The 26,136-nt window shown below is 67.8% G+C and carries 25 protein-coding genes; 13 read left to right on the forward strand and 12 right to left on the reverse strand.

What is annotated here, in order from left to right; all coding sequences use genetic code 11:
* Nucleotides 1-4 precede the first annotated feature (4 nt).
* Nucleotides 5-808: a response regulator gene (locus Q0O97_RS02945; protein WP_294924629.1), complete on the reverse strand. Its 804-nt coding sequence runs from the start codon at nucleotides 806-808 to the stop codon at nucleotides 5-7.
* A gap of 89 nt (nucleotides 809-897) precedes the next feature.
* On the opposite strand from Q0O97_RS02945, the gene Q0O97_RS02950 reads away from it, so the two are divergent.
* The 3 genes from Q0O97_RS02950 to Q0O97_RS02960 are packed head-to-tail and all read left to right on the forward strand — an operon-like array spanning nucleotide 898 to nucleotide 3,436.
* The gene (locus tag Q0O97_RS02950) at nucleotides 898-1,044 is read left to right on the forward strand and encodes a NepR family anti-sigma factor (RefSeq protein ID WP_294924632.1); all 147 of its coding nucleotides are present in this window, start codon (nucleotides 898-900) and stop codon (nucleotides 1,042-1,044) included.
* A gap of 7 nt (nucleotides 1,045-1,051) precedes the next feature.
* Nucleotides 1,052-1,639, forward strand: a complete 588-nt coding sequence (locus Q0O97_RS02955) for an RNA polymerase sigma factor (RefSeq protein ID WP_294924635.1) — start codon at nucleotides 1,052-1,054, stop codon at nucleotides 1,637-1,639.
* Between the two features lie 9 nt (nucleotides 1,640-1,648).
* Nucleotides 1,649-3,436, forward strand: coding sequence for a histidine kinase dimerization/phosphoacceptor domain -containing protein (locus tag Q0O97_RS02960; RefSeq protein WP_294924639.1), 1,788 nt, complete (start codon nucleotides 1,649-1,651; stop codon nucleotides 3,434-3,436).
* On the opposite strand, the gene Q0O97_RS02965 is transcribed toward Q0O97_RS02960, so the two are convergent.
* From Q0O97_RS02965 to Q0O97_RS02985, 5 genes are all read right to left on the reverse strand, one after another.
* Nucleotides 3,433-4,320 (reverse strand): YihY/virulence factor BrkB family protein, encoded by an 888-nt coding sequence (locus Q0O97_RS02965; protein WP_294924641.1) that lies wholly within the window; start codon nucleotides 4,318-4,320, stop codon nucleotides 3,433-3,435. The genes Q0O97_RS02960 and Q0O97_RS02965 overlap by 4 nt on opposite strands.
* Nucleotides 4,321-4,411: 91 nt before the next feature.
* Entirely contained in the window at nucleotides 4,412-5,128 is a 717-nt protein-coding gene (gene dnaQ, locus Q0O97_RS02970) for a DNA polymerase III subunit epsilon (protein ID WP_294924643.1), read from the reverse strand.
* Complete coding sequence (coaE, locus tag Q0O97_RS02975; protein WP_294924646.1) at nucleotides 5,121-5,717, reverse strand: dephospho-CoA kinase; 597 nt, start codon at nucleotides 5,715-5,717, stop codon at nucleotides 5,121-5,123. Before coaE ends, dnaQ begins: the two co-directional genes overlap by 8 nt.
* Complete coding sequence (locus Q0O97_RS02980; protein WP_294924649.1) at nucleotides 5,714-6,574, reverse strand: shikimate dehydrogenase; 861 nt, start codon at nucleotides 6,572-6,574, stop codon at nucleotides 5,714-5,716. Before Q0O97_RS02980 ends, coaE begins: the two co-directional genes overlap by 4 nt.
* A gap of 31 nt (nucleotides 6,575-6,605) precedes the next feature.
* Nucleotides 6,606-7,052 carry an Rrf2 family transcriptional regulator gene (locus Q0O97_RS02985; protein ID WP_294924652.1) on the reverse strand — a complete coding sequence of 149 codons (447 nt, stop codon included), beginning with the start codon at nucleotides 7,050-7,052 and terminating at the stop codon, nucleotides 6,606-6,608.
* A gap of 187 nt (nucleotides 7,053-7,239) precedes the next feature.
* Here Q0O97_RS02985 and Q0O97_RS02990 point away from each other — a divergent pair, with 187 nt between their 5' ends.
* The 4 genes from Q0O97_RS02990 to Q0O97_RS03005 are packed head-to-tail and all read left to right on the forward strand — an operon-like array spanning nucleotide 7,240 to nucleotide 10,805.
* Nucleotides 7,240-8,457, forward strand: coding sequence for an NAD-dependent epimerase/dehydratase family protein (locus tag Q0O97_RS02990; RefSeq protein WP_294924661.1), 1,218 nt, complete (start codon nucleotides 7,240-7,242; stop codon nucleotides 8,455-8,457).
* On the forward strand, nucleotides 8,454-9,290 hold the full coding sequence (locus Q0O97_RS02995; protein WP_294924663.1) for a glycosyltransferase: 837 nt from the start codon (nucleotides 8,454-8,456) through the stop codon (nucleotides 9,288-9,290). The genes Q0O97_RS02990 and Q0O97_RS02995 overlap by 4 nt, the downstream gene beginning before the upstream one ends.
* Nucleotides 9,287-10,114, forward strand: a complete 828-nt coding sequence (locus Q0O97_RS03000; RefSeq protein ID WP_294924665.1) for an NAD(P)-dependent oxidoreductase — start codon at nucleotides 9,287-9,289, stop codon at nucleotides 10,112-10,114. Before Q0O97_RS02995 ends, Q0O97_RS03000 begins: the two co-directional genes overlap by 4 nt.
* A gap of 43 nt (nucleotides 10,115-10,157) precedes the next feature.
* Nucleotides 10,158-10,805, forward strand: a complete 648-nt coding sequence (locus Q0O97_RS03005; protein WP_294924667.1) for a pseudouridine synthase — start codon at nucleotides 10,158-10,160, stop codon at nucleotides 10,803-10,805.
* A 12-nt stretch (nucleotides 10,806-10,817) separates the two neighbouring features.
* Here the strand turns inward: Q0O97_RS03005 and truB are convergent, their stop codons facing one another.
* From truB to rbfA, 3 genes are read right to left on the reverse strand one after another with little or no spacing between them, the layout of a single operon-like run.
* On the reverse strand, nucleotides 10,818-11,711 hold the full coding sequence (truB, locus tag Q0O97_RS03010) for a tRNA pseudouridine(55) synthase TruB (RefSeq protein WP_294924669.1): 894 nt from the start codon (nucleotides 11,709-11,711) through the stop codon (nucleotides 10,818-10,820).
* 6 nt (nucleotides 11,712-11,717) lie between these two features.
* The gene (locus Q0O97_RS03015) at nucleotides 11,718-12,476 is read right to left on the reverse strand and encodes a phosphodiester glycosidase family protein (RefSeq protein WP_294924671.1); all 759 of its coding nucleotides are present in this window, start codon (nucleotides 12,474-12,476) and stop codon (nucleotides 11,718-11,720) included.
* A complete protein-coding gene (rbfA, locus tag Q0O97_RS03020) occupies nucleotides 12,466-12,888 on the reverse strand; it encodes a 30S ribosome-binding factor RbfA (RefSeq protein ID WP_294924673.1) in 423 nt (140 codons plus the stop codon). Before rbfA ends, Q0O97_RS03015 begins: the two co-directional genes overlap by 11 nt.
* 69 nt (nucleotides 12,889-12,957) lie before the next feature.
* On the opposite strand from rbfA, the gene dapB reads away from it, so the two are divergent.
* Complete coding sequence (dapB, locus tag Q0O97_RS03025; RefSeq protein WP_294924675.1) at nucleotides 12,958-13,764, forward strand: 4-hydroxy-tetrahydrodipicolinate reductase; 807 nt, start codon at nucleotides 12,958-12,960, stop codon at nucleotides 13,762-13,764.
* An 18-nt stretch (nucleotides 13,765-13,782) separates the two neighbouring features.
* On the opposite strand, the gene Q0O97_RS03030 is transcribed toward dapB, so the two are convergent.
* From Q0O97_RS03030 to Q0O97_RS03040, 3 genes are all read right to left on the reverse strand, one after another.
* Nucleotides 13,783-14,421, reverse strand: coding sequence for a glutathione S-transferase family protein (locus Q0O97_RS03030; protein WP_294924677.1), 639 nt, complete (start codon nucleotides 14,419-14,421; stop codon nucleotides 13,783-13,785).
* A gap of 82 nt (nucleotides 14,422-14,503) precedes the next feature.
* Entirely contained in the window at nucleotides 14,504-15,751 is a 1,248-nt protein-coding gene (locus Q0O97_RS03035; RefSeq protein WP_294924679.1) for a urate hydroxylase PuuD, read from the reverse strand.
* Between the two features lie 161 nt (nucleotides 15,752-15,912).
* Entirely contained in the window at nucleotides 15,913-17,211 is a 1,299-nt protein-coding gene (locus Q0O97_RS03040) for an NCS2 family permease (protein ID WP_294924681.1), read from the reverse strand.
* Between the two features lie 138 nt (nucleotides 17,212-17,349).
* On the opposite strand from Q0O97_RS03040, the gene tsaE reads away from it, so the two are divergent.
* The 5 genes from tsaE to trxA are packed head-to-tail and all read left to right on the forward strand — an operon-like array spanning nucleotide 17,350 to nucleotide 26,136.
* Nucleotides 17,350-18,795: a tRNA (adenosine(37)-N6)-threonylcarbamoyltransferase complex ATPase subunit type 1 TsaE gene (tsaE, locus tag Q0O97_RS03045; protein WP_294924684.1), complete on the forward strand. Its 1,446-nt coding sequence runs from the start codon at nucleotides 17,350-17,352 to the stop codon at nucleotides 18,793-18,795.
* Complete coding sequence (locus Q0O97_RS03050; protein ID WP_294924687.1) at nucleotides 18,768-19,454, forward strand: nucleotidyltransferase family protein; 687 nt, start codon at nucleotides 18,768-18,770, stop codon at nucleotides 19,452-19,454. The genes tsaE and Q0O97_RS03050 overlap by 28 nt, the downstream gene beginning before the upstream one ends.
* Complete coding sequence (gene addB / locus Q0O97_RS03055; RefSeq protein WP_294924690.1) at nucleotides 19,447-22,386, forward strand: double-strand break repair protein AddB; 2,940 nt, start codon at nucleotides 19,447-19,449, stop codon at nucleotides 22,384-22,386. The genes Q0O97_RS03050 and addB overlap by 8 nt, the downstream gene beginning before the upstream one ends.
* Entirely contained in the window at nucleotides 22,379-25,774 is a 3,396-nt protein-coding gene (gene addA, locus Q0O97_RS03060; protein ID WP_294924692.1) for a double-strand break repair helicase AddA, read from the forward strand. Before addB ends, addA begins: the two co-directional genes overlap by 8 nt.
* Before the next feature lie 41 nt (nucleotides 25,775-25,815).
* Nucleotides 25,816-26,136: a thioredoxin gene (gene trxA / locus Q0O97_RS03065; RefSeq protein ID WP_294924695.1), complete on the forward strand. Its 321-nt coding sequence runs from the start codon at nucleotides 25,816-25,818 to the stop codon at nucleotides 26,134-26,136.

Genomic DNA, 26,136 nt, shown 5'->3' on the forward strand with positions numbered 1-26,136 from the left:
CGCATCAGCGCGCCAGATCGACCTCGGCGGACGAGGCGAAGAACATCGCCTGGCTGACCGCCGAACGCACCTGTTCCTCGGAATAGGGTTTCGAGATCAGGAAGGCAGGCTCGGGCCGTTCGCCGGTCAGCAAGCGTTCGGGGAAGGCGGTGATGAAGATCACGGGCACCTCGCCCAGGCTGGCCAGCAATTCGTTCACGGCCTCGATCCCGGACGAGCCGTCGGCAAGCTGGATATCGGCAAGGATCAGGTCGGGACGCTGCTTTCTCGCCAGTTCGATCGCCGCCGAATGGGTGCGCGCGATGCCGGTGACCGAATGACCCATCGATTGCACGATGCCCTTGAGGTCCATCGCGATGATCGTCTCATCCTCGATCACCATGATATTGCCGCTGATCGAGCGGGCCATTTCGTTCAGCGCGATCTGGACCAGTTCCTCGGCCTCGGGCTGGCCAAGCTGCATGATGCGGGCGATCTGGTCATAGCGCAGCTCTTCGATGGTGCGCAGCAGCAGCGCCTCGCGCGAGTTGGGGGTCAGCGTGCGCAGGCGGTCCTGCGCCTTGGCGGCGCGGCCCGTTTCGCTGTCGTCCACGGGCTGGCCGGAACTTTGCCAGATGACGTGGAAGGCGCGGAAAAGGCCGACGCGGGGTTCGTCGTCGCGCAGCAGGTCGCGATCTTCCAGGATCGCCTCCAGCGTGGCGGCGGCGTAATTGTCCCCGGCGACCTGATTGCCGGTCAGGGCGCGCGCGTAACGGCGCAGATAGGGTAGTTCTCGCGCTATGGCTTGGGCAAGATCACCAGCAGACATTGCATCCTCGATTCAATAAGGTGAAACAGGAACTCTTCCCGTTGTTATCGGTTAGGTCACGTGCGCACAAGATTTCCAAGGTCAACAAAATGAATACCAAGCGTGAAGAACGCAAGCGAGCAGCCATCGAAAGGCAGATCGACGAAAACCTCAAGCGCGTCTACGAGGAAGACGCCAAGCAGGCCTTGCCCGACCGTTTCCGCCACTTGCTGGAACAGTTGCGAGAGCAGGGGTAGGCCGTAGATGGACAAGTCGAACAAAAGCAGCGCCACCGCCTCGGGCCCCAATCCGCGCGACGAATTGGTGGACCACCTGCCCGCGCTGCGCGCATTCGCGCTGTCGCTGACGCGGGACGGCTCATCCGCCGACGACCTGGTGCAGGACACTATCGTCAAGGCGTGGACCCATATCGACAAGTTCCAGGCCGGCACCAACCTGCGCGCCTGGCTTTTCACGATCCTGCGCAACACCTTCTATTCGGCCCGCCGCAAGGTCCGGCGCGAGGTCAGCGATACCGACGGCATCTATGCGGCGCAGCAGACCACGCGGCCCGAACATGACGGGCGGCTGGCGCTCAACGATTTCCGCACGGCCTTCGACAAGCTGCCGGACGAACAGCGCGAGGCGCTGATCCTTGTCGGCGCATCGGGTTTTTCCTACGAGGAAGCCGCCTCGATGACCGGCGTTGCCGTGGGAACCGTCAAGTCCCGCGCCAATCGGGGCCGCCGCAGGCTGGCCGAATTGCTGCAACTGGACGAGGGCGAGGATATGGACATGACCGACAGCGCGACGCTGGCCGTGATGTCGCAAAACGGCTCGGTCCTTCGCTAGGCCGCCGCGGTGTTGCGCCGTCTGTCCGAGCGGTTGGAGTTCACCAAGGGGCTGGGTTTTCGGCTGGGCAGCCTGCTTTCGGTCGCGATCCTGCCCATCGGCCTGATCCTGGTCATCCAGACGCTGCACCTGTCGCGGGAATACGAACGCTCGGCCGAGATCGCGCTCTTGGGGCGCACCGCGGCGGCGGCGGCAGGCGAAAGGGCGCTGTTGCAGGGCGCCCTTGGCAGCGCCGACGCGCTGGGGCTGGCGATCCTGGAAACGCTGGACGACCCCGGCCTGTGTTCCGAGGTCATGTCCGGTTTCGTCGAAAGCACGGCGATCTTCGCCTATGCGGGCTTTACCGACCTCGGCGGGCGGACCTCGTGTTCCTCGGTGCCGGGTGAATTCGACCTGTCTGACAGCCGCGAGTTTCGCGGCTTTCTGGCCGATCCCGGCACTTTCGTCACCTCGTCCATGCAGGACCCGGTCCTGGGCATGCCGATCGTGGCCGTCATGCAGCCGCTTTATCGCGGCAGCCAGTTGCTGGGCTATACCTCGGTCGCGATGTCGCATGACCTGCTGCGGTCCTCGCACCAGCCCGGCTACGGGACTGAACAGGCGCGCATCCTGACCTTCAACAACCAGGGCCAGATCCTGTCGGTCGAGCAGCACCCTGGCGAGGATATCGCCGAATTGCTGCCCGAAGGCCAGCCGCTGACCTCGCTGGTCGCGCGCAGCGAAACCACCTTTCGCGCGCGCGCTGCCAATGGCGAGACACGGGTTTTCAGCATCGTTCCCGTGGTGCCGGGGCTGGTCTATACGATGGGAAGCTGGAACACCGCGCAATCGGGCGTGGCGGGCGTGAACCTGACGCGCTTCACCGCCTTCCTGCTGCCGATGCTGCTGTGGGTCGTGTCGTTGGTGGTGGCCTATTTCGCCGTCTACCGGCTGGTTCTGCGCCATATCAAGGTCCTGCGCCAGCAGATGCGCCGCTTTGCCATCGCCGACCGGGACAAGCCGCCGCCCGTGCTGCGCACCGCCCCCGCCGAGATCGCGGACATGAGCCAGACCTTCCACAACATGGCCCGCATCCTGATCCGCGACGAGGTGGCGCTGGAAAGCGCGGTCAACGAAAAGACGGTCCTGCTGAAAGAGGTCCACCACCGCGTCAAGAACAACCTTCAGCTTATCGCCTCGATCATCAACATGCAGATCCGGCTGATCGACCATGATCAGGCGCGGCGGGTGCTGCGCTCGGTTCAGGATCGGGTGGCGGCGCTGGCCTCGATCTATCGCAATCTCTACCAGGCCGAGCATCTGGATTCGGTCGAGGCGGGGCGGCTGATTTCCGAGGTCATCAGCCAGATGGGCAATACCTCGGTCGAGGCGGGGTCCGGCCTGCGCATCGAAACCCGGATCGAGCCGCTCAACCTCGTGCCCGACCAGGCGGTGCCGCTGTCCCTGCTGGCGACCGAGGCCTTTACCAACGCGCTGAAATACGCCGCCCCGCCGGTGGAAGGCGCAGCACCCTGGGTCCGCGTGGTCCTCGTGCCGACCAGCGACGGCCAGCATATGCTGGAGATCACGAATTCGACCGGCCAGATGGTGGACGAAGGATCCGAAGGCACCGGCCTGGGCAGCCAGTTGATCGAGGCTTTCGCCATGCAGCTTGACGGCGAAGCGGTGATCGAGGAATCGGACGGCCTTTATGTCCTGCGACTGTGCTTCACCGCCGAAAAGGTCCATCCTGCCGGCAACCTGGACCTTCAACAGGTGGTGCTGACCTCGGCGGCGCGGCAGGGCGCGCGGCATTAGCCGTTGCCGGTGGTGCCTTCTTGCGCCTTGCGCGCCGATTGACGCGCCGCGCGGGCGGCCACCACGCGCCTGCGCCGGGCCATCTCGACATTGATCAGCGCCCCCAGCAGGACCGAGAACCCGCCAAGGTAGAACCACATCAGAAGCGCGATCACCGCCCCGATCGAGCCATAGATGCGGTTATAGCTGTTGAAGCTGCTCAGATAGGCCGAAAACCCGTAAGAGGCCGCCGCCCACAGGACCGCCGCGATCAGCGAACCCCAGGTGAAGATCGCCGTGCGCGGGGCCTTCACGTTCGGGCCATAGCGATAGAGGATGCCGATGGCGATCAGCACGATCAGGAACATCACCGCCCAGGGGACAAGGCTGTTCAGCCAGCTTTGCAGCGGCCCCTCGGTCAGGAAGTTGATCGCCAGCGGGCCGATGACCACCGTGACCAGCCCCATCAGGACGACGCCCACCAGCGCCAGCGTCAGCACATAGGCCAGCAGGAAGCCGAAGATCGTCGAATGCGACCTGACGCCATGCGCCGCGTTCAGCCCCCGGATCAGCGCATCGACACCGGCGCGCGCGGCCACGGTGGCGACCAGGAAGGAAATGGCGGTGGTCCAGCCCAGTTGCGTCCGCCCCGCCTGCATCAACTGATCGACCTGCCCGTGGATGATGTCGACCGCGCCCTGCGGGATGAATTCGTCCGCGACATGGACGAATTGCTGGATCACCTGCGGATCATACCACAGCCCCCACAGCGCGAATAGCGCGGCCAGTCCGGGAAAGACGGCGAACATGCCGTAGAAGGCCACGCCCGCGGCGATCAGGCTGAGATGGATCTTGTCCAGCCGCTCGATCACGGCCATGAGGAAACGCCACCAGTCGGCTATCAAAACGCGCCTCCTATCGTGGGGTTGTCCGTCGTGGCTTGCATGGTTTCAGCTTTGCCCGATCCGTGCCTTGCTGCCAACCCGGCAGTGCCGATCAGGACGCAGCGTTGCGATAACGCAGCCACAGCGCGTCCGCGCCCATCTGCTCGACAAAGGCCTCGTGCGCAGCGGTTTCCTGCGGCGTCAGGCGCGGGGGCAAGGGGCGGGGCCGCGCCGCGCGCCGGGCCGCCGTGGCCTGCCCGGCAGCGCCGTCCCGTTCGTCGCCGCCCGCCACGGGTTCCAGCACCAGGTCCGGCTGGCGTCCGCCCATCAGCGCCAGGTAGACCTCGGCCAGCAATTCGCTGTCCAGAAGCGCGCCGTGCAGCGTCCGGTTCGAGTTGTCCACCCCGAAGCGCCGGCACAGCGCATCCAGCGTGTTCTGCGCGCCCGGAAACTTGCGCCGCGCGATTTCCAGCGTGTCGGTGGCGCGGCTGAAGGGCAGGGTGGGGTGGCCCGCCAGCCGCAGCTCGGCATTGAGGAATTTCATGTCGAAAGCGGCGTTGTGGATGACCAGTTGGCCGTCGCCGCCGACGAATTCCAGGAAATCCGCCGCCACTTGCGCGAATTTGGGCTTGTCGCCCAGGAAGTCGTCGCCAAGCCCGTGAACCTCGAACGCCTCTTGCGGCATGGGACGCTCGGGGTTGATGTAGACGTGGAAGGTGCGGCCCGTGGGCAGCAGGTTGACCAGTTCGATGGCGCCGATCTCGACAAGGCGGTCGCCCTTGTCGGGGTCGAATCCGGTGGTTTCGGTATCCAGGACGATCTCACGCATGGGGGTGTTTTTCCATGATCCGCGCGCAGATGTCCATGATGGCGGCGCGCGCGCCTTCCATCGTATCCGAGGGGATGATCCAATCCGCCCGCGCCCGCTTGTCGGCGTCAGGCATCTGGCGGGCAAGGATCATGTCCAGCACCTGCGCGGTCATGCCGGGGCGGGCCATCACTCTTGCGCGCTGAACCTCGGGGGGGGCCGAAACGACCGCGACCCCGTCCATCGCCGCCTCGGCCCCGGTTTCGAACAGCAGGGGGATGTCCAGCACCACGATCGGCGCATCCCGGTGGTCGTGGATGAAGGTCTGGCGGTCGGCGGCGACCAGCGGGTGGACGATGGATTCCAGCCGCGCCAGCGCCTGCGGATCGGCCTGCAAGGCGCGTTTCAGCGCCTCGCGGTCGATGGCGCCACCCGCCAGCGCCTGGGGGAAGGCGGCGGCGACCGGCGCGACTGCCGCGCCGCCGTGGGCATAAAGGCGATGGACGGCCTCATCTGCGTCCCAGACCGGGTGGCCAAGCGCGCGGAACATCCCTGCGGCGGTGGTCTTGCCCATGCCGATGCCGCCGGTCAGGCCCAGCAGGAAGCTCATGCCAGGACCGCGCGGCGCAGGTCGTCGTCCACCTGCGGGCGGGTGCCGAACCAGCGTTCGAACCCCGGCGCGGCCTGATGCAGCAGCATTCCCAGCCCGTCGACGGTGCGGCAGCCTTGCGCGCGGGCCGCGACCAGAAAGGGCGTGTCCAGCGGCGTATAGACAAGGTCCGTGACCAGCGCATCGGGCGACAGCGCATCCAGCGGCAGGCGCAGCGCCGGCTTGCCGTCCATCCCCATCGAGGTGGCGTTGACCACAGTCGCCGCCCCTTCCAGCATGTTGCCCGCCTGTGCCCAGTCGTAGACGGTGATGCGGGCGCCGAATTCCGTGCGGATCTGCTCGGCCCGCAGGCGGGTGCGGTTGGCGATGCGCAACTCGCGCACCCCCGCATCCAGCAGCGAGGCCACGACCGCCCGCGCCGCCCCGCCCGCACCGATCAGCGCGGCCGGCCCGATTTCGGGCCGCCAGTCGGGCGCATGCTGGCGCAGGTTGGCGATAAAGCCGTAACCGTCGGTATTGTCGGCATGGATCTTGCCATCGGGCCGCAGGATCAGCGTATTCGCCGCCCCGATCAGCGCCGCGCGGTCGGTGACGTGATCGGCAAGGGCCAGCACGGCTTCCTTATGGGGGATGGTGACGTTGATGCCGACGAAACCCAGCCGGGGCAGGGTGCGCAGCGCCTCGGCCAGATGTTCGGGGCGGACGGGCATGGGGATGTAATGGCCCGCGATCCCGTAGCGGCGCAGCCAATGCCCGTGCAGCCGGGGCGAGCGCGAATGCGCGACCGGCCAGCCGATCACGCCCGCCAGCGGGATACCGGGGGCGGCAGGGGTAGGGGTGTCCGAATTCTTCGACATGGCATGGCCTTGCATCGGCTGGGGGCGGGGATCAGGCATTGACGACATCGGGCAGGCCGCCGTCCGCGACAAGGTCGGCCAGCGTCAGCGATTCGACCAGCAGAAGATAGGACCAGAAGAGCTGGCCGAACATGTGGCGCAGGCGGCAGGTGGCCTCGTCCTCGCAATCCTCGCAGCGTTGATAAGAGCGGCGCGACAGGCAGGGCAGGGGGGCGATGGGACCGTCCACCTGGCGCAGCAATTCGCCGATCGAGATATCCGAGGGCCGCTTGATCAGCACATAGCCGCCCGCCCGTCCGCGGCGCGAGCCGACATAGCCCGCGTTGCGCAGCTCGAGCATGATATGTTCCAGGAAACGCTTGGGCGCGCCGGAACGTGTCGCGATCTCTTCGATGGTCAGGGCGCTGCCGCCAGCCTCGGCTTCGTCGGCAAGCTCCATCAGCGCCTTGATGGCGTATTTCGTCTTTTGAGAGATCATCCCCCGTGCTTACCCGTCGCCTGCCTGCCATGCAATTCATTCAGATGCCAAAACCCGCATTACACCATCCTGCGGCGGTTGGGCATGGGCGAAATTCAGCCTTGGGGAAAAGGGCCATATCGCGCGGCTGTCGGCAATCTGTCACATTCGGGGGGCATTCATGCGTTGCATATTTCAGGAGTTCGCAATGCGCATCGCGATTCTGGGCGGCGACGGTTTCGTCGGCTGGCCGACCGCCCTCCACCTTTCGGAACTGGGCCACGATATCCATATCATCGACAACCTGTCGCGCCGCAGGATCGATACGGAACTGGGTGTCCAGTCGCTGACCCCGATGGATTCGATCCAGGAACGCTGCCGGATCTGGCATGACGAAACGGGCCGCCGGATCCACTTTCATCTGCTTGACCTTGCGGCGGAATACGAACGGCTCAAGCAATGGCTGGCCGAACAGCGCCCCGACGCGGTGATCCATTTCGCCGAACAGCGCGCCGCGCCCTATTCGATGAAGACCGACCGCCACAAGGTCTATACCGTGGACAATAACACCAGCGCCACGCACAACCTGCTGGCGGCGCTGGTGGAAACCGGCATCGACGCGCATCTGGTCCACCTGGGAACAATGGGGGTCTATGGCTATTCCAGCGTCGGCGCGCCGATCCCCGAGGGCTATCTGGACGTGCAGATCGACACGCCGGGCGGCCCGCGTCCGCAGCAGATCCTATATCCGACGCGGCCCGGCTCGGTCTATCACATGACGAAAAGCCTGGATCAGATCATGTTCCAGTTCTATGCGCAAAACGACGGGCTGCGCATCACCGACCTGCACCAGGGCATCGTCTGGGGCACCCATACCGACCAGACCCGGCGGCACGAACAACTGATCAACCGTTTCGACTACGACGGCGATTATGGCACCGTGTTGAACCGTTTCCTGATCCAGGCCGCCATCGGCCACCCGCTGACCGTTCATGGCACCGGCGGCCAGACGCGGGCCTTCATCCACATCCAGGATTCGGTCCGCTGCATCGAGCTGGCGCTGGCCGACGCGCCGAAGGCGGGCGAGCGGGTGCGCATCTTCAACCAGATGACCGAGACGCACCGCATCCGCGATCTGGCCGAGATGGTCGCGCGCCTGACCGGCGCGCGCATCGCCTGGCTGCCCAACCCGCGCAAAGAGGCCGAGGAAAACGACCTGATCGTCAAGAACGACCAGTTCCTGGCGCTTGGCCTGCAACCGACCACCCTGGCCGAAGGGCTTTTGTCCGAGGTCGTCGATGTCGCCCGCAAATACGCCCATCGCATCGACCGCGCCCGCGTGCCCGCCGTCAGCGCCTGGACCCGCGACCTTGCGAAACGGATCGAGCATGACCCCGAAGGCAAGCGCCTGCGCTCGGTTTCATGAACGCAATCGCTGCCGAAAGGCCCGCCCGTGACCGGCGGGCCTATGTCACGCTGGCCACCAATGCCGAATACGCCATCGGTGCGGCGGCCCTGCTGCGTTCGCTGCGCCGGACGGGGACCGGGGCCGATCTGGTGGTGATGTTCACCGAACTGGACCCGGCTTCGCGCGACATGCTGCGCGATCTGGGCGGGCGGCTGGTGCAGGTCGATCTGCTGCCGACCTCGGACGGGTTCAACGCGGCCCATGCCCGCGGTACGCTGCATGGCGCGGCGCCCTTCACCAAGGGCGAAAAGCCGCCCTTTCACACGCCCCTGGACAATTTCGCCAAGCTGAGGCTGTGGCAGCTTGATTACGAACGGGTGGTCTTCATCGACGCTGACGCGATCGTGCTGCAAGACATCGACCGGCTGTTTGACTACCCCCAGTTCTCGGCTGCGCCGAACGTCTATGAAAGCCTTGCCGATTTCCACCGGCTGAACTCGGGCGTGTTCACCGCGCGGCCCTCGGGCGCGACGTTTCGGGATATGCTGGCGCGGCTGGACCGGCCCGGCGCGTTCTGGCGGCGGACCGACCAGACCTTCTTGCAGGAATATTTCCCGAACTGGCACGGGCTGCCGGTTTTCGACAACATGCTGCAATATGTCTGGCTGAACCTGCCCGAACTGTGGCGCTGGCAGGACATTCGCGTGCTGCATTACCAATATGAAAAGCCCTGGCAGGACCATGCCAAGGCCGACAGCCTGCGCGTGCTGGTCGATCTGTGGCGCGCCCATGCGGGTGACGGCCCGGTGCCCGATCCGCGCGACTTGCCGCCGCCACCGGGCATGGCATGAGGGTCGCGATCACCGGCGCCAGCGGCATGGCGGGCCGCTGGATCGCGCGGGCCTTGCAGGGCGCGGGGCATGATCTGGTTTGCCTTTCGCGTCCCGGCTGGCGGCTGGGGCAGGTGCCCGACATGCGCGGCTGCGACGCGCTGGTCCATGCCGCGCTGCACCACCTTCCCGGTCTTTACCGAGGGGGCGAGGGCGACGACCCCGACGGTTTCGTCGCGGCCAACCTGGATGGCTCGATCCGGCTGTTTCGCGGCGCGAAGGAACAGGGCGTCCGGCGGGTGTTGTTCCTGTCCTCGCGCGCCGTGCATGACGGCCACCCGCCGGGGGTGCTGCCCGACGACCTGCCCCCCGCGCCCGTGGCGCTTTACGGTCAGGTCAAGGCCCACGCGGAACAGGCGCTGGCGCAGATGGCGGACGGTGACTTCAGGACGGGCAGCCTGCGCGCGACCGGCATCTATGGGCCGGGCAAGCCGCAGAAATGGGCGGGGATCATCGGCGATTTCCTGAACGGCCGGACCCCGGCCCCGCGCGTCGCGACGGAACTGCATGGCGCCGACTTGGGCCGCGCCGCCCTGCTGATGCTGGACGACCCCGGCCTGCAAGGCAGCTATAACGCCAGCGACCTGGTGCTGGACCGGCGCGAGTTGCTGGCCGAAATCGCCCGGCTGACCGGCTGCGGCACGGTGCTGCCCCAATGCGCGGACCGGGGCGGGATGCGGGTGCTGGAATGCGCGCGGCTGGCGGCGATGGGCTGGCGTCCGGGCGGGATGGAACTGCTGCGCCGCGACCTGCCCGCCATCCTGCGCGACGTTGCAACCGGCTGACGCGCTCTGGTCAGCGCGCGGCTTGCGGGCTAGAGACGGGGGGATGGACTTTGCCTATACCCCTCCGCCCGACGCGCCGCGCATCCTGCATCACGACCATGAAATCCTGGTCGTGGACAAGCAGGCCGGGCTGCTGTCGGTCCCCGGACGGACCGAGGACCGCGCCGATTGCCTGATTGCCCGCCTGCGCGGCGCCTTTCCGCAGGTGCTGCTGGTGCATCGGCTGGATCAGGACACGTCTGGCATCATGGTCTTTGCGCTGACCCCCCACGCGCAGCGCCACCTGGGCCAGCAGTTCGAGAAACGGCAGGTGCGCAAGATCTATGTCGCGCGGCTGCACGGGCGGCTGGAACCGAAGAGCGGCACCGTCGATCTGCCGCTGATCGTCGATTGGCCGAACCGCCCGCGCCAGATGGTCGATCACGAAAACGGCAAGCCCGCGCAAACCGACTGGCGCGTGATCCGGGCCGATGACGCGGAAACCCGCGTGCGGCTGATGCCGGTCACGGGCCGCAGCCATCAGTTGCGGGTGCATATGCTGGCGCTTGGACACCCGATCCTGGGCGACCCGCTTTATGCGCAGGGAAAGGCGGCGGCGCATCCCCGCCTGATGCTGCATGCCCAATCTTTGCGCATCCGTCATCCCGACAGCGGCGTGTCGCAGACCTTCACCGCGCCCGTTCCGTTCTGAAGCGGTTCCGTTCTAGAGGTTGAAGACGCGGCTCGGCTGCACCTCTCCGCCCATGTAATTGCCGATGCAAAGCGGGCGTCCGTGGCGGCTGACCCAGACCTCGGTTCCGAAATCGGCGTGGCCGGTGACCTGGCCGGGGTTGCCGTTCAGGATGCGGGTTTCGCCCATCTCGGTCGCCTGCATCTCGGGCAATTCGTCCAGGGCGGCTTGCAGGGGCAGCAGGGCGGCCTCGATTTCCGCCTGGTTGGCGCGGTCGATGCGGTCCCATGCGATGCCTTGCGCCGCCTCGAACGGGCCGGACCAGATGCGGCGCAGCGTCACGACATGGCCCAGGCAGCCAAGCGCGCGGCCAAGGTCGCGGGCGATGGCGCGGACATAGCCGCCCTTGCCGCAGACCATGCGCAGATCGGCCTCATCCCCGCGCGCGGCAAGCAGTTCCAGCGATTCGACCCACAGCGGGCGGGCGGCCAGTTCGACCGCCTCGCCCTCGCGCGCAAGGTCATAGGCGCGCGCGCCATCGACCTTGACCGCCGAAACCGCGGGCGGCACCTGCATGATATCGCCCATGAAACCCGGCAGCGCGGCGTGGATCGCAGCCTCGTCCGGGCGGGCGTCGCTGGTCTTGACGACCGCGCCCGAAGCGTCGTCCGTGCTGGTCTCGGCCCCCCAACGCACGGTAAAATCATAGCATTTCAGCGCCTCGGTCAGGTAGGGGACGGTCTTGGTCGCCTCGCCCAGCGCCACGGCCAGCACGCCCGTCGCGTCGGGGTCCAGCGTGCCCGCGTGGCCTGCCTTCTTCGCGTCCAGCGCCCAGCGGACCTTGCCCACGACATCGGTGGAACCCACGCCTGCGGGCTTGTCCACGATCAGCCAGCCGGAAATATCGCGGCCCTTCTTGCGCGCCATTCTGTGTCAGTCCTTTGCGGTCAGGCCGACGATCGGCCCCATCCGGCGCCCGAAATCGGCGCGGCCCACGCCGGGGGCGTAGAGCCGGCTGATCGAGCCATCGAAATACAGCGCATCCCGCGCGCCAAGATGGTCGCGGAAAAAGCGCCCGAATTCGTGAAACGTCACCGCCCGGTTCGAGATCGCGAACCACGCCACCTGCCCGTCGGGCGAGGTGCCGACCCCGTTGCGGATATGGCGGCTGTCGGAATCGACCAGGAAACGCGGGTGCAACTGCCCGTCGATGACCAGCATCGGCCCTGATTGCGTGGCAAGGCGGCAGGCCGGGCGCGCCTCGGAGAAGGCACGGCTTTCGATCACCTGGAAGGGCCGCTGCCCGCCCGTGCAGAACACCCCGTTCGGCAGCATCCCGAAATTGCCGGGACCGGCGGCGGTGACGATGCCGCTTTCCTCGGCCCCGTCGCGGACCAGCAGGCCCACGGGCGAGTAATCCGAATGGAACATCCCCGCATTCATGGCAAAGACCAGACCCTCGCCCTCGGGCAGGGTGGCGCGGATGCGGCTGAAATCGCCCAGGACGCGCCCGTCCGGCCCGTTCATCCACAGGTGCAGGTCGGGTTCCTGCGCGGCCTGGACGGTGCAAAGCGCATAGGCCGTGCCCTCGAAGTCGACGCGCTGGCAAATGTCTTGCGCGACGACGGGCAGGGTCAGGGCGAAAAGCGCGCCCAATGCCAGCCCGAACCGGCGTTTCAGTTCAGCGATCATCGTCTTCGTCGCCGTCCTCGGCCCCGATGTCACGCTGGACCCGTTCGTCGGCCAGCATCCGGCGGGTGTCGTCCATGCGGTCGAAGGTCTCGTCCAGCACGAAACGCAGTTGCGGCGCGTATTTCAGCGACATGCCACGCGCGATCAGGTGGCGCAATTCGGGCGCATTGCGGCGCAGCGCGGCCAGCGCCCCTTCGGCATCCTGCCCGCCAAGCGGCATGACATAGGCCGTCGCGACCTTGAGGTCGGGCGAGGCGCGGACCTCGCCCACCGTGATCGAGTGGCGGTTGAGTTCGGGGTCATGCACCTCGGCGCGCGTCAGCACCTCCGACAGGGTGCGGCGAATCAGCTCGCCCACGCGAAGCTGGCGCTGCGAGGGTCCGGTGCCGGTATGAAAGCGGTTCTGTGCCATGCACCCACATCTAGGGGGTCGCGGGCCGCGCCGCAACGGGATAGACAGGGCCAAACGCAGGGGGACCGCATGGAAAAGCCGGGAATCGTCGTAACGGGTGTGTCGGGCCGCATGGGCCGGATGCTGGTCGAACTGGTCTGCGCATCCGACAGGATGCGGCTGGTCGGCGCCATCGAGCGTCCGGGCAGCGACTGGCTGGGCCGCGACCTGGGCGAGGCGATGGGCCGCGCCCCCCTTGGCGTGACCGTGACCGACGATGCGGTGGCCGCCATCGCGCCCGCGCAGGCGGTGATCGACTTCACCAGCCCCGCCGCCTCGGTCGGTTTCGCCGAACTGGCCGCGCAGGCGCGCGCGGTCCATGTCATCGGCACCACCGGCTTTTCCGGCGATGACCTGAGGAAGCTGGCCGCCGCCGCCCGCCACGCCCCGATCATCCGGGCCGGAAACATGAGCCTGGGGGTGAACCTGCTGACCTCGCTGGCCCGCAAGGTGGCCGCCGCGCTGGACGAGGACTGGGACATCGAGGTGGTCGAGGCCCATCACCGCCACAAGGTCGATGCGCCTTCGGGCACCGCGCTGATGCTGGGTCAGGCCGCGGCCGAGGGGCGCGGCGCCACGCTGGACGAATTGCGTACCCCCGCGCGCGAAGGCATGACCGGCGCGCGCACCCGTGGCTCCATCGGCTTTTCCGCGATTCGCGGCGGCGATGTCGTGGGTGAACACGACCTGATCTTTGCCGCCGAGGGCGAGCGCGTCATCCTGCGCCATATCGCCACCGACCGCGCCATCTTTGCCCGCGGCGCATTGCGGGCCGCGCTTTGGGGCCAGGACAAGGGGCCGGGCGAATACGACATGATGGATGTGCTGGGGCTGTAGGGCGGCGGGTCCGTTTCGTCAGTCCGCCCGCGCGAAATGCGCCATCTGGTCGGCATGGGCCTTCGCAAAGGCGGGCCGTGCCGTCGCGCGCTCGACATAGGCGCGGCAGCGCGGATATTGCGACAGACCCCCGAAGCGGTCGATCAGCCGCAGCACGTCGGCCATCAGGATATCGGCGACCGAGAACCCGCCGGAAAGCCATTCGCGCCCCGTCAGAACCCGCTCCATCCCATCCAGCCGGGCGGCCAGAAACCCGTCCAGCGCCTTTCGCCCGGCGGTTTCCTGATCGTCGTCCGAGAATTTGAAGATCGAATAGGGCAGGGCGGCCATCTCGACCGAATTGAGCGCGGCGAACAGCCATGTCACGGTGTCGCGGCGCCCCTGCGGATCGGCGGGCATCAGCGCCTCGCTCTTTTCCGCCAGATGCAGCAGGATCGCGCCGCTTTCGAAGATCGAGACATTCCCCTCCGTCAGCCAGGGCACCTGACCGAATGGCTGATGCGCGAAATGATCGGCATTGCGGTCCCTGAACGGGACGCTTTCCACGTCATAGGGCAGCCCGGCCTCTTCAAGCGCCCATCGCACGCGAAGGTCGCGCACATAGCCACGCGGCGCTTGGGGCACCCAATCGAATGTGGTCAGGATCAGTTCGGCCATCGGGCAAGCGTAACCCGTCGGGCGATTCGGGTCGAGCCTGCCGGGACGAATGCGCGGAAAAGCCCCTTCGCGGGGCTTTTCGTCAATTCCGGGCGAACAGCTTGGGCGTGGCGCGATACCAGTCGATGATGGCCTGGCGTTCCTCGGGTTCCATGAAGCTGACATTGGCGGGGGGCATGGCGTCGGTCAGGCCCGCCTGGATATAGATCTCGCGCGCGGCGCGGGTCACGTCGTCGGGGGTTTCCAGCACGACGCCCTTGGGAGGGTAGTGGATGCCGGGATAGGCCGTCTCGCGCGCGTGGCACATCGCGCAGCGGCCAAGGACGGCGTTATAGGCGTCGTCCCAGCCGGGCGTCTCGATCATCGCGACCTGGGTGGGGGTCAGGGTCCGGGCCTCGGACTGTTCGACCGTGTCGCGCATCATGGGCGCGGTGGACAGCCACATCACCGCGATGAACAGGATCACCGTCACGCCCCAGGTCCACCACGGCATGCCCTTGCGCGAATGCATGGTGTTGAAGAAATGCCGGATCGTCACCCCCATCAGGAAGATCAGCGCCGCGATCAGCCAGTTGTATTGCGTGGCAAAGGCCAGCGGGTAGTGATTCGACAGCATCAGGAAGACGACGGGCAGCGTCAGGTAGTTGTTGTGGGTCGAGCGCAGCTTGGCGATCTTGCCATATTTCGGGTCCGGCGCCCGCCCTGCCTTGAGGTCGGCGACCACGATGCGCTGGTTGGGCATGATGATCAGGAAGACGTTGGCCGTCATGATCGTCGCGGTGAAGGCGCCAAGGTGCAGCATCGTCGCGCGCCCGGTAAAGATCTGGTCATAGGCCCAGCCCATCGCCACCAGCAGCACGAACAGCAGCACCATCAGCACCGTGGGGCGTTCCCCCAGCGGCGATTTGCACAGCGTGTCATAGACCAGCCAGCCGATGGTCAGCGACCCGGCCGAGATCAGGATGGCCTGCCAGGGCGCAAGCTCCATCTTGGCGGTGTCGATCAGGTAAAGCTCGGACCCTGCCCAGTAGACCAGCGCCAGCAGCACCGCCCCCGAGATCCAGGTCATATAGCTTTCCCATTTGAACCAGGTCAGATGCTCGGGCATGCGCTCGGGGGCGACCAGGTATTTCTGGATGTGATAGAAGCCGCCGCCGTGAACCTGCCATTCCTCGCCATGCGCGCCCTTGGGCATGTTGGGCGCCTTTTGCAGGCCAAGGTCGAGTGCGATGAAATAGAAGGAGGACCCGATCCAGGCGATCGCGGTGATGACATGCGTCCAGCGCACCGCAAAGGCCAGCCAGTCCCAGATGATGGCGATATCGCTCATATTCACTACTCCCCGGTTGGTCGGGCGAAACTAGAACAGCGCCGCGTCGCGGACTATATTCGACCGTGCCCCAGCTGTCTTAAGATTAGATTGAAAATCCGGCGGGGAAACGAAAAAAAGGGGGCGGAATGACCGCCCCCCTGTGCCTGTGCCTTGCCGGATCACTCGCCGAAGAAGGCGAACTTGATCACGAACAGCCCCGCCACGATCCAGGTCGCGGCATGGACCTGCGATGCCTTGCCGGTCAGCAGCTTGATCAGCGCATAGCTGATGAAGCCGAAGGCCAGCCCGTTGGCGATCGAATAGGTCAGCGGCATGGCCAATGCGGTCAGCACGGCGGGCGCGGATTCGGTGACGTCGTCCCAGCTGATTTCGACCAGTTCGCGCATCATCAGCGTCGCGACGTAAAGCAGCGCCGGCGCGGTGGCATAGGCCGGAACCGAACCCGCCAGCGGCGCAAAGAACATCGCCAGCAGGAACATCGCCGCCACGACCAGCGCGGTCAGCCCGCTGCGCCCGCCCGCCTGCACGCCCGAGGCGCTTTCGACATAGGCGGTCGTCGATGACGTCCCCAGCAACGAGCCTGCCGTGATCGCGGTCGAATCGGCCAGCAGCGCGCGCGACAGGCCCTTGTTGGTATGGGCTGGTCCTTCGGTCAGCAGCCCGGCGCGCTTGGCCACGCCGATCAGTGTGCCGGTGGCGTCGAAGACCTCGACCAGCACCAGCACCAGGATGACCTGGAAGATGCCTGCGGTCAGGGCGCCCGCGATGTCAAGCTGCATGAAGGTCGGCGCGATCGAGGGCGGCATGGACATGATCCCGCCGAATTCGCTGACCCCCAGCAGGATCGAGGCCACCGTGATGACCAGAATCCCGATCAGGATCGCCCCCGTCACCCGCAGCGCATCCAGCGCCACGATGATGAAAAAGCCCGCGACCGCCAGCATGGTGCCCGTATTGGTCAGGTCGCCCAGGGTCACCAGGGTCGCCGGGTGATCCACCACCAGCCCCGACGATTGCAGCGCGATGATCGCCAGGAACATGCCGATGCCCGCGGCGATGCCGCTGCGCATCGACAGCGGAATGCCCGCGATCAGCCAGCGCCGCAGCCCGGTCAGCGTCAGGAACAGGAAGATCATCCCCGAGATGAACACCGCCCCCAGGGCCTGCTGCCAGGTAAAGCCCATTGCGCCCACGACGGTGAAGGCGAAAAAGGCGTTCAGCCCCATTCCCGGCGCCATGCCGATGGGCCAGTTCGCCCACAGCCCCATGATGGCCGAGCCGATGGCGGCCGCCAGGCAGGTGGCGACGAAAACCGCATTTCGATCCATGCCCGTGCTGGACAGGATGTCGGGGTTCACGAAGATGATATAGGCCATCGTCAGGAAGGTGGTGACGCCTGCGATCACCTCGGTCCTGGCGGTCGTGCCATGCTCTTTCAGCTTGAAATAGTTTTCCATCCCTGCTTCCGCTGTTGCGTTTGTTGTGGAACGATCCTGCCACTCTCGGTTAGATGTGACAACAAATCCACACATTGCTTTGCCTAGAGACAGTATCAATCTGGTTTTGTGAATGAAATATGGTCTTATGATCAGGACATGACCTTGCTTGTGACGATCCCCGCCGCCGACGAAGGGCGGACCGCCGGTCTGGCGCGCGCCTTCGCGGGTTTCCTGCGGCCCGGCGACACGCTGGCGCTGCGCGGCCCGGTGGGGGCGGGCAAGACCCATTTCGCCCGCGCCTTCATCCGCGCCCGACAGGGCCGCGGGGCCGAGGACGTGCCAAGCCCCACCTTCACGCTGATCCAGACCTACGACGACCCGATGGGGACCGAGATCTGGCACGCCGACCTCTATCGCCTTGGCCATTACGACGAACTGGTCGAGCTGGGGCTGGAGGACGCCATGCCCGATGCCGTCACCCTGATCGAATGGCCCGAGCGCGGCGGAGACCTGCCCGGCGCCCTGACCGTCGGCATCGCGGTCGAGGAAACCGACCCCGACCTGCGCCGCATCACCCTGACCGGCGATCCGGTGCGCTGGGGGCAGGTGGCGCGGATCGCCGCCATCGCGCGGCTGCTGCATCGTGCCGGATGGTCCGATGCGCGGCTTTTGCCCCTGACCGGCGACGCCTCCAGCCGTCGCTATTTCCGGCTTGAACGCGAGGGGGGCGATACGGCGGTGCTGATGGATGCCTCGCCCGGTTCCTGCGGGCCTTATGTCGCGATGACGCAATGGCTGCGCAATCGCGGCTTTCACGCCCCCGAGATACTGGCCACCGACGAACCCGAGGGGTTGCTGCTGCTGGAAGACCTTGGCGACGACCTGGTCGCCCGCGTGCTGGGGCGCGAACCGGACCTTGCACCCCGGATCTATGCGCGGATGACCGAATTGCTGGCCGATCTGCACCGCCAGCCGCCGCCCGATTTCGTCCCGCACCTGGACGGGGCCGAGCTTGCGGCGCAAAGCGGGCTTTTCGCCGATTTCTATCCCCCTGCCGCCGGTGCGCCGGGTGCGGGGGCGCGGGTTGCCGAACTGATCGCGGACCTGCACCGGCAATATTGCCAAGACCTGCCGCCGGCGCTGGGACTGCGCGATTTCCACGCCGAAAACCTTGTCTGGAAGGGCGATGCCCCCCTTGGGCTCCTGGATTTCCAGGATGCGGTGCTGGTCCATCCGGCCTATGATCTGGTGTCCGGCCTGCAAGACGCGCGCCGCGACGTGGACCCCGCTGTCGAGCAGGCCGAGATCGACCGCTACATCCGCCTGACCGGCTGCGACGGCGACCGCTTCCGTGCCGCCTATGCGCTTTTGGGTGCGCAGCGCAGCCTGCGGATCATGGGCATCTTCACCCGGCTTTGCCTGCGCGACGGCAAGGACCGCTACCTGGCCTTCATGCCTCGGGTGTGGCAGATGGTGCAGCGCAACCTGGAACACCCCGCGCTTGCCCGCCTGGCGGATGAGTTGAAGGGCATCCCCGCCCCCTCGACCGGGATCATCGAAAGGATCAAGGCCCGATGCAGGATGACGCCCCCAGCGCGCTGATGCTGTTCACTGCCGGGCGGGGAACGCGGATGGCGCCCTTGACCGACAGCCTGCCCAAGCCGCTGATCAGCGTGGGCGGCGCGACCCTGCTGGACCGCGCGCTGCGGCTTGCGCGTGATGGCGGGTCGGGTCGGATCGTGGTCAATACGCATTACCTGGGCCAGCAGGTCGCGGACCACCTGGCGGGCAGCGGTGTGGCGATTTCCGACGAATCCGACGCGCTGCTGGAAACCGGGGGCGGGTTGCGCAAGGCGTTGCCTCTGCTGGGGCCGGGGCCTGTGATCACGCTGAACCCCGACGTTATCTGGACCGGGCCGAACCCCATCACCGCCCTGCGTGCGGCATGGGATGGCGCGCGAATGGACGCGCTGCTGATGCTGGTGCCGCTGGCCGCTGCGCGCGGCCGCGTGGGGGGCGGCGATTTCGCGCGGGACGGGCAGGGCCGCATCACGCGCGGCGGCGGGCTGGTCTATGGCGGCGCGCAGATCATCCGCCCCGACCGGCTGGCGGAAATCGACGAATCTGCGTTTTCCCTCAACCGCCTGTGGGACCTGCTGATCGCGGATGGCCGCGTTTTCGGCATCACCCACCCCGGTGGGTGGTGCGATGTGGGCCGCCCCGACTGCATTGCGCTGGCCGAGGATATGCTGCGTGGCTGAGGCGTGGCGCAACGGCATCTTCGCTCTGCCCTGCGGCGCGGATTTCGCCGCCGGTTTCGCGGATGGGCTGGCCGCGCGGATGCAGGGCCAGCCGCCCGAGGCGATGGCGCGGGTCACGGTTTACGTCAACTCGGGCCGGACAATGGCGGCGCTGCGTGCTGCGCTGATCGCGCGCGCGCCGCTGCTGCTGCCGCGCCTGCGGCTGATCGACGACCTTGGCGCGGGCGCCTCTGCCGCGCCGGTGGCGCGCTGGCTGGAATTGGGCCGGCTGGTCGATGCCGCGCTGCGCCGCCTGCCCGACCTGGCGCGGGGGCAGTCGGTGCCGCGCCTTGCCTCGTCTTTGGCCGCGCTGATGGCCGAGATGCAAGAGGAAGGGCTGGACGCCCGCGCGCTGGACCGCATCGACGTGTCCGAACATGCCCAGCATTGGGGCCGCGCGCTGCAATTTCTGAAGATCGCGGCGGATTATCACCTGTCGGACCCCGCGCTGGACCGCCCGGCACGGCTGCGCGGCGCCGTGGACCGGCTGGCCGCCGCATGGGCCGAGGGGCGCGATCTGCCGCAGGGTCCGGTGATCGTCGCAGGCTCGACCGGGTCGCGGGGGGCGACGCGGGACTTCATGCGCGCGGTGGCGGCGCTGCCGCAGGGGGCGGTGGTGCTGCCGGGCTACGACTTCGACCAGCCCGCGCGGGTCTGGCAATCGCTGGACCAGCGGGCCGAGGATCACCCGCAGGCCCGCTATGCGCCGCTGGTCGCGGAATTCGGCCAGCCCGCGCCTTGGCAGGGTGGGGTCCAGGCCCCGTCGCCCGCGCGAAACCGGCTGGTGTCGCTGGCCCTGCGTCCCGCGCCGGTCACCGATCAGTGGATCGCCGACGGGCCGGGGCTGGGCGATCTGGTCCCCGCGACCGAAGGCCTGACCCTGATCGAGGCCGACCAGCCCGGACACGAGGCCGAGGCCATCGCGCTGGTCATCCGCGATGCCGTCCAGCATGGCCGGGCGGTCACGCTGATCGCGGCGGACCGGCTGCTGGTGCGCCGGGTCGAGGCGGCGCTGGACCGCTGGCGCATCATTCCCGACGACAGCGCGGGCCAGCCGCTGCCGCTGACGCCTCCGGGCCTGTTCCTGCGCCATGTCGCGGGGCTGTTCGGCCAGCCGCTGACCATCGACGCGCTGCTGGTGCTGCTGAAACATCCGGTCACGAACTCGGGCGCGGGCGACCGGCGCGACCACCAGCGCCAGACCCGCGACCTGGAACTGCACCTGCGCCGCAACGGTCCGGCCTTTCCCGATGCCGATGCGCTGCGATCATGGGGCAGCCGCCGGGATGCGGCGCGGCGGGACTGGGCCGGATGGCTGGCCGGAATGCTGGACCGCATCGCCCCGCTGGCCACGGATCGCGCGCCGCGCCCGCTGCCCGACCGGCTGGACGACCTCTTGTCGCTGGCGCAGGCGCTGGCGGCGGGGCCGGGCGGGGATGCGGATGCCTCGCGCCTGTGGGCGTCGCGCGACGGCCAGCTTGCCCGCGCGGTGCTGGCGCTGCTGCGCGACCATGCCCATCACGGCTACGACCTTTCGCCAGGCGACCTCTCGGACCTGCTGCTGTCCGAGATGAACCGGCAGGCGGTGCGGCTGGACGCGCAACCCCATCCCCTTGTCCGTTTCCGCGGCCCGCGAGAGGCGCGGGTCGAGGATGCCGGGCTGGTCATCCTTGCCGGGCTGAACGAAGGCGGCTGGCCGCAGGCGGTGGAACCCGACCCCTGGCTGTCGCGCCCGATGCGGCTGGCCGCCGGGCTGCTGCTGCCCGAGCGCCGCATCGGCCTGTCGGCGCATGACTTCCAGCAGGCGATCGCCCGTCCGCAGGTCATCCTGACCCGTGCCCGCCGCGATGCCGAGGCCGAGACGATCCCCGCGCGCTGGCTCAACCGGCTGACGAACCTGCTGGGCGGGCTGCCCGGTCAGAACGGGCGGCAGGCGCTGGCCGGGATGCGCGAACGCGGCCGGAAATGGCTGGACCTGGCCGGGCTGCTGGCGCGGCCGCGCATGGGGGCCGAACCGGCCCGGCGCCCCTCGCCCATCCCGCCGCCGCCTGCGCTGCGCGAATTGTCGGTCACCGATGTCGCCCGGCTGATCCGCGACCCCTATTCGGTCTATGCCCGCCGGGTGCTGGGGCTGATCCCCCTGCCGCCGATGCGGGCCGAACCCGATCCCGCCACGCGCGGCACGGTGCTGCATGAAATCGTGCGGGCGTTCCTGGAATCGCGCCCCTCGGCCAGCGACGGGGTTCAGGGGTTGCAGGACAAGCTGCTGGCCTGCACCGACGTTGTGCTGGAGCGCGACGTGCCCTGGCCCTCGGCCCGGATGTTCTGGCGCGCGCGGATCGCGGGCATCGCGGGGCAGCTTGCGCAGGACGAGGCCGATCGGCTGGCCAGCGGCGCCCGTCCCGTGGTGGTCGAGACGCAAGGCCGTGTCGCGGTGGCGGGCATGGATTTCACCCTGACCGCCCGGCCCGACCGTATCGACCTGTTGCCCGACGGGCGGGCGCAAGTCTATGACTACAAATCCGGCAAGCCCCCCACCGACAAGCAGATCGCGCTTTTCGACAAGCAATTGCCGCTGGAGGCCGCGATGGTCCAGCGCGGCGGTTTCGAGCAGTTGGGCCGTGCCGATGTCGCGGGCATCGGCTATATCCAGCTTGGGGGCGAGGGGCGGACCGAGCCGCGCGCCTTCGACGACGCCCTTGCGCATGAAACCTGGGACGGTTTCGTGACCCTGATCGGCAAATACCTGCGCGGCGAGCGTGGCTTTACCGCCCGGCTGGCGATGGAGCAGACGGGCCACGGCAGCGACTACGACCACCTGTCGCGCCTTGGCGAATGGTCCGTGACCGAGGCGGCCCAGCCCCGGCGGTTGAAAGGCGACGACGATGGATGAGGCGACGCGCGCACAGGTCCGGGCCGCCGATCCGGCGCGCTCGACCTGGCTGACGGCGAATGCGGGGTCGGGCAAGACGCGGGTGTTGACCGACCGCGTGGCGCGGCTGCTGCTGGCCGGTTGCGCGCCCGAACGCATCCTGTGCCTGACCTATACCAAGGCCGCCGCGACCGAGATGCAAAACCGCCTGCTCAAACGCCTTGGCGAATGGGCCATGCTGCCCGAGGGCGACTTGCGCACCCAGCTTGCCGATCTGGGCGAGGCGGGCGCCCCCGACCTGCCCGCCGCGCGGCGGCTGTTTGCCCGCGCGATCGAGACGCCCGGCGGGCTGAAGGTCCAGACCATCCACAGCTTTTGCGCGGGCGTGCTGCGCCGCTTTCCGCTTGAGGCGGGCGTGCCGCATGGCTTTGCCGAGTTGGACGACCGCAGCGCCGCCCTGATCCGCTCGGAAATCATCGAGGAAATGGCGCGCGAGGATGCGCCCGAATTGCGCGACCTGCTGGCGCTGCATTCGGGTGAGCGGCTGGACCGTTTCCTTGCCGGGCTGCGCGGCTTCGCCACCCCCCCCGACCCGGCCGAGGTCTGGCGCGAGGCCGGGCTGAGCGCCGGATACGACTGGGCGGCGCTGGTCACGGATGTGTTTCCCGGCGGCAAGGCGGATGTGATCACAAATATCATCCCCCTGCTGGCGACCGGCAGCGCGACCGAAGCCAAGGCCGCCGACAGGCTGGCCGCGGGCGAATGGGACGCCCCCGGCGCGGATGAACTGGCGCTGCTGGAAAGCGTCCTGCTGACCGGCGCGGGTGCGAAAGCCCCCTTCACCGCCAAGATCGGCAGTTTTCCGACCAAGGCGATGCAATCGGGCAAATGCGCGCCTTTCATGCCCGACCTGGACGAGTTGATGGGGCGGGTGCAGGACGCCCGTCCCCTGCGGCTTGCGCTGGAACATGCCGGGCGGACGCTGGCCTTGCGGCGCTTCGGCCATGCCTTCGGGCAGCGATACGAATCCGAAAAGCGTGCCCACGGCTGGCTGGATTTCGACGACCTGATCGGCAAGACGGCGGCGCTGCTGTCCGAAGGCTCGATGGCGCAATGGGTGCTGTTCCGGCTGGACGGCGGCATCGACCATATCCTTGTCGATGAGGCGCAGGACACCAGCCCCGCCCAATGGCAGGTGATCCAGCGCCTGACCGACGAATTCACCGCCGGACAGGGCGCGCGGCCCGACGACGACCGCACGCTGTTCGTGGTGGGCGATCCCAAGCAGTCGATCTATTCCTTTCAAGGCGCCGATATCGCGGTTTTCGAAGAACGCCGCCTTGGCTTCGACAATGCCTTCAGGGCCATCGGGCGGCCCATGCAGGTGCTGGAGTTGCGGCATTCCTTCCGATCCTCGACCGCGATCCTGTCGCTGGTGGATGCGGTCTTTGCGGGCAAGGCCGCGCGCGGCCTTGGCACGCCGCCCGATCACATCGCCTTTCGCGACGCGCTGCCGGGGCGCGTGGACCTGTGGCCGCCGATCCCCCGCCCCGAGGTGCCCGAGCCGCATCACTGGACCGACCCCATCGACATGGAGGCCGAGAACTCGGAAACCAGCCAGCTTGCCCGCGCCATCGCCCGATCGGTTCGCGACATGCTGGGCACGCCGATCCTTGACGCAAAAACCGGGCAGGCGCGGGGGATCCGGGCGGGCGACGTGCTGGTGCTGGTCCAGCGCCGCAGCGATCTGTTCGCCGAGATCATTGGCGCGCTGAAGGCCGCGCGGCTGCCCGTCGCAGGGGCCGACCGGCTGAAGCTGGTGGCCGAACTGGCGGTGCGCGACATCGTATCGACCCTGACCGTCGTGGCGACGCCCGAGGACGATCTTGCGCTGGCCGAGGCGCTGCGCTCGCCGCTGTTCGGCTATTGCGAGGAGGGGCTTTACCGGCTGGCGGCGGGTCGCGGCGGGGATTACCTGATCCAGCGCCTGCGCAACCGTCCCGAACATGCGCCCGCGATGGCGGTGCTGGACGACCTGATGGACCATGAGGGCTTTTTGCGCCCCTACGACCTGATCGCCCGCCTGCTGACCCGCCACCAGGGACGCGAACGCCTGATCGCCCGCCTTGGCCCCGAGGCCGAGGACGGCATCGACGAATTGCTGTCCCAGGCGCTGGTCTATGAGGGGTCCGAGGTGCCTTCGCTGACCGGCTTTCTGGTGTGGCTGGAGGGCGATGATGTCGAGGTCCGCCGCCAGACCGGCAACGCGGCTGAGGGCGAGGGGCTGATCCGGGTGATGACCGTCCACGGATCCAAGGGGCTGGAAAGCCCGGTCGTCATCATTCCCGACGCCGCCAAGCGCCGCCCGCCGCAGGAAGGCCAGGTCCTGCATGTGCAGGACGGCCCGCCGCTCTGGCGCGGGCGCAAGGGTGAACGCCCCGATCATGTCGCCGAACTGGCCGATGCGCAGTCGGATCGGCAGATGCTGGAACGCAAGCGGTTGCTCTATGTCGGGCTGACGCGCGCGGAAAGCTGGCTGATCGTGGCGGCGGCGGGCGACACGGGCGAGGGCGAGGATAGCTGGCACGCGCTGGTTGCGGACGGCTTCGCGCGGGTGCAGGGGGTGCGGCGGCATCAGATCGAAGCCCCTTGGGGCGGCCAGATCCAGCGGTTGGAACATGGCGACTGGCCGGGGCAGGCGCCCGCCCCCGCGCGGTCGGCGCGCCCCGATCCCGCCGCGCCCGGCTGGCTGCATGAACCCGCCCCGCCCGCGCCGCGCCTGCCCATGCCGGTGGCGCCGACCGCGCTTGGCGGGGCCAAGGTCATCGGCGCGCCCGTGCCCGAAAACCTGCCCGACGCGGACCCGCAGGCCGCCATGCTGCTGGGCACGCGGCTGCACCTGCTGCTGGAACACCTGCCCGACCGCCCGCGCGGCGACTGGCCCGCGCTGGCCCGCGAGGTGCTGGCCGATGCCGAGGGCGGCTTGCCCGAGGATCCCGCCCTGGACGGGTTGCTGGCCGAGGCGGCGGCGGTGGTCGATGCGCCGGACCTGGCACAGGTCTTTCAACTGCCCGAGGATGCGCAGGTGCTGACCGAGGTCGCGCTGGCCGCCCCCCTGCCCGGCATCGGGATGCTGGCGGGCAATGTGGACCGGCTGGTCGTGATGCCCGACCGGGTGCTGGCGATCGACTACAAGTCGAACTCTGAAATTCCCGCCACGCCGGGCGACACGCCCACCGGCATCCTGCGCCAGTTGGGGGCCTATCGCGATGCGCTGCGGCTGATCTATCCGGCGCGCCGGGTGCAGGCGGCGGTGCTGTGGACGCGGACGCGGTCGCTGATGTGGCTGCCCGATGGGCTGCTGGACGGGGTCATGGCTGCCCTTGACCCGGCGGGCGGGCGTCCTTAGCTGTTTTCATAAGCCGTTCCGGCACGCGACAGGAGATTTACATGCCGACCCAACCCGTAACCGACGCCGATTTCGATGCCGAGGTCCGCCAGTCCGAAACGCCCGTCCTGGTCGATTTCTGGGCCGAATGGTGTGGCCCGTGCCGGCAGATCGGCCCCTCGCTGGAGGAACTGTCCGACGAATATGCGGGCAAGCTGAAGATCGTGAAGGTCAACGTGGACGAGAACCCCGAAAGCCCGGCGGCGCTTGGCGTGCGCGGCATTCCGGCGCTGTTCCTGTTCAAGGGTGGCGAGGTCGTCGCCAACAAGATGGGCGCGGCCCCCAAGGCGGCGCTGAAGGCGTGGATCGACGACTCGGTTTAA

Origin of the sequence: uncultured Paracoccus sp., from assembly GCF_945915435.1 — a bacterium.
Lineage (GTDB): Bacteria > Pseudomonadota > Alphaproteobacteria > Rhodobacterales > Rhodobacteraceae > Paracoccus.

Coding starts and splice junctions, on each gene's coding strand:
- Q0O97_RS02995 (WP_294924663.1), top strand. CDS start 8,454: ATGAACGCAATCGCTGCCGAAAGGCCCGCCCGTGACCGGCGGGCCTAT.
- coaE (WP_294924646.1), bottom strand. CDS start 5,717: ATGAGCTTCCTGCTGGGCCTGACCGGCGGCATCGGCATGGGCAAGACC.
- Q0O97_RS02985 (WP_294924652.1), bottom strand. CDS start 7,052: ATGATCTCTCAAAAGACGAAATACGCCATCAAGGCGCTGATGGAGCTT.
- Q0O97_RS03035 (WP_294924679.1), bottom strand. CDS start 15,751: ATGAGCGATATCGCCATCATCTGGGACTGGCTGGCCTTTGCGGTGCGC.
- tsaE (WP_294924684.1), top strand. CDS start 17,350: ATGACCTTGCTTGTGACGATCCCCGCCGCCGACGAAGGGCGGACCGCC.
- trxA (WP_294924695.1), top strand. CDS start 25,816: ATGCCGACCCAACCCGTAACCGACGCCGATTTCGATGCCGAGGTCCGC.
- Q0O97_RS02950 (WP_294924632.1), top strand. CDS start 898: ATGAATACCAAGCGTGAAGAACGCAAGCGAGCAGCCATCGAAAGGCAG.
- dapB (WP_294924675.1), top strand. CDS start 12,958: ATGGAAAAGCCGGGAATCGTCGTAACGGGTGTGTCGGGCCGCATGGGC.
- Q0O97_RS02955 (WP_294924635.1), top strand. CDS start 1,052: ATGGACAAGTCGAACAAAAGCAGCGCCACCGCCTCGGGCCCCAATCCG.
- dnaQ (WP_294924643.1), bottom strand. CDS start 5,128: ATGCGTGAGATCGTCCTGGATACCGAAACCACCGGATTCGACCCCGAC.
- Q0O97_RS02990 (WP_294924661.1), top strand. CDS start 7,240: ATGCGCATCGCGATTCTGGGCGGCGACGGTTTCGTCGGCTGGCCGACC.
- Q0O97_RS03015 (WP_294924671.1), bottom strand. CDS start 12,476: ATGATCGCTGAACTGAAACGCCGGTTCGGGCTGGCATTGGGCGCGCTT.
- Q0O97_RS03050 (WP_294924687.1), top strand. CDS start 18,768: ATGCAGGATGACGCCCCCAGCGCGCTGATGCTGTTCACTGCCGGGCGG.
- Q0O97_RS03000 (WP_294924665.1), top strand. CDS start 9,287: ATGAGGGTCGCGATCACCGGCGCCAGCGGCATGGCGGGCCGCTGGATC.
- Q0O97_RS02945 (WP_294924629.1), bottom strand. CDS start 808: ATGTCTGCTGGTGATCTTGCCCAAGCCATAGCGCGAGAACTACCCTAT.
- Q0O97_RS03005 (WP_294924667.1), top strand. CDS start 10,158: ATGGACTTTGCCTATACCCCTCCGCCCGACGCGCCGCGCATCCTGCAT.
- rbfA (WP_294924673.1), bottom strand. CDS start 12,888: ATGGCACAGAACCGCTTTCATACCGGCACCGGACCCTCGCAGCGCCAG.
- truB (WP_294924669.1), bottom strand. CDS start 11,711: ATGGCGCGCAAGAAGGGCCGCGATATTTCCGGCTGGCTGATCGTGGAC.
- addA (WP_294924692.1), top strand. CDS start 22,379: ATGGATGAGGCGACGCGCGCACAGGTCCGGGCCGCCGATCCGGCGCGC.
- Q0O97_RS03040 (WP_294924681.1), bottom strand. CDS start 17,211: ATGGAAAACTATTTCAAGCTGAAAGAGCATGGCACGACCGCCAGGACC.
- Q0O97_RS02980 (WP_294924649.1), bottom strand. CDS start 6,574: ATGTCGAAGAATTCGGACACCCCTACCCCTGCCGCCCCCGGTATCCCG.
- Q0O97_RS03030 (WP_294924677.1), bottom strand. CDS start 14,421: ATGGCCGAACTGATCCTGACCACATTCGATTGGGTGCCCCAAGCGCCG.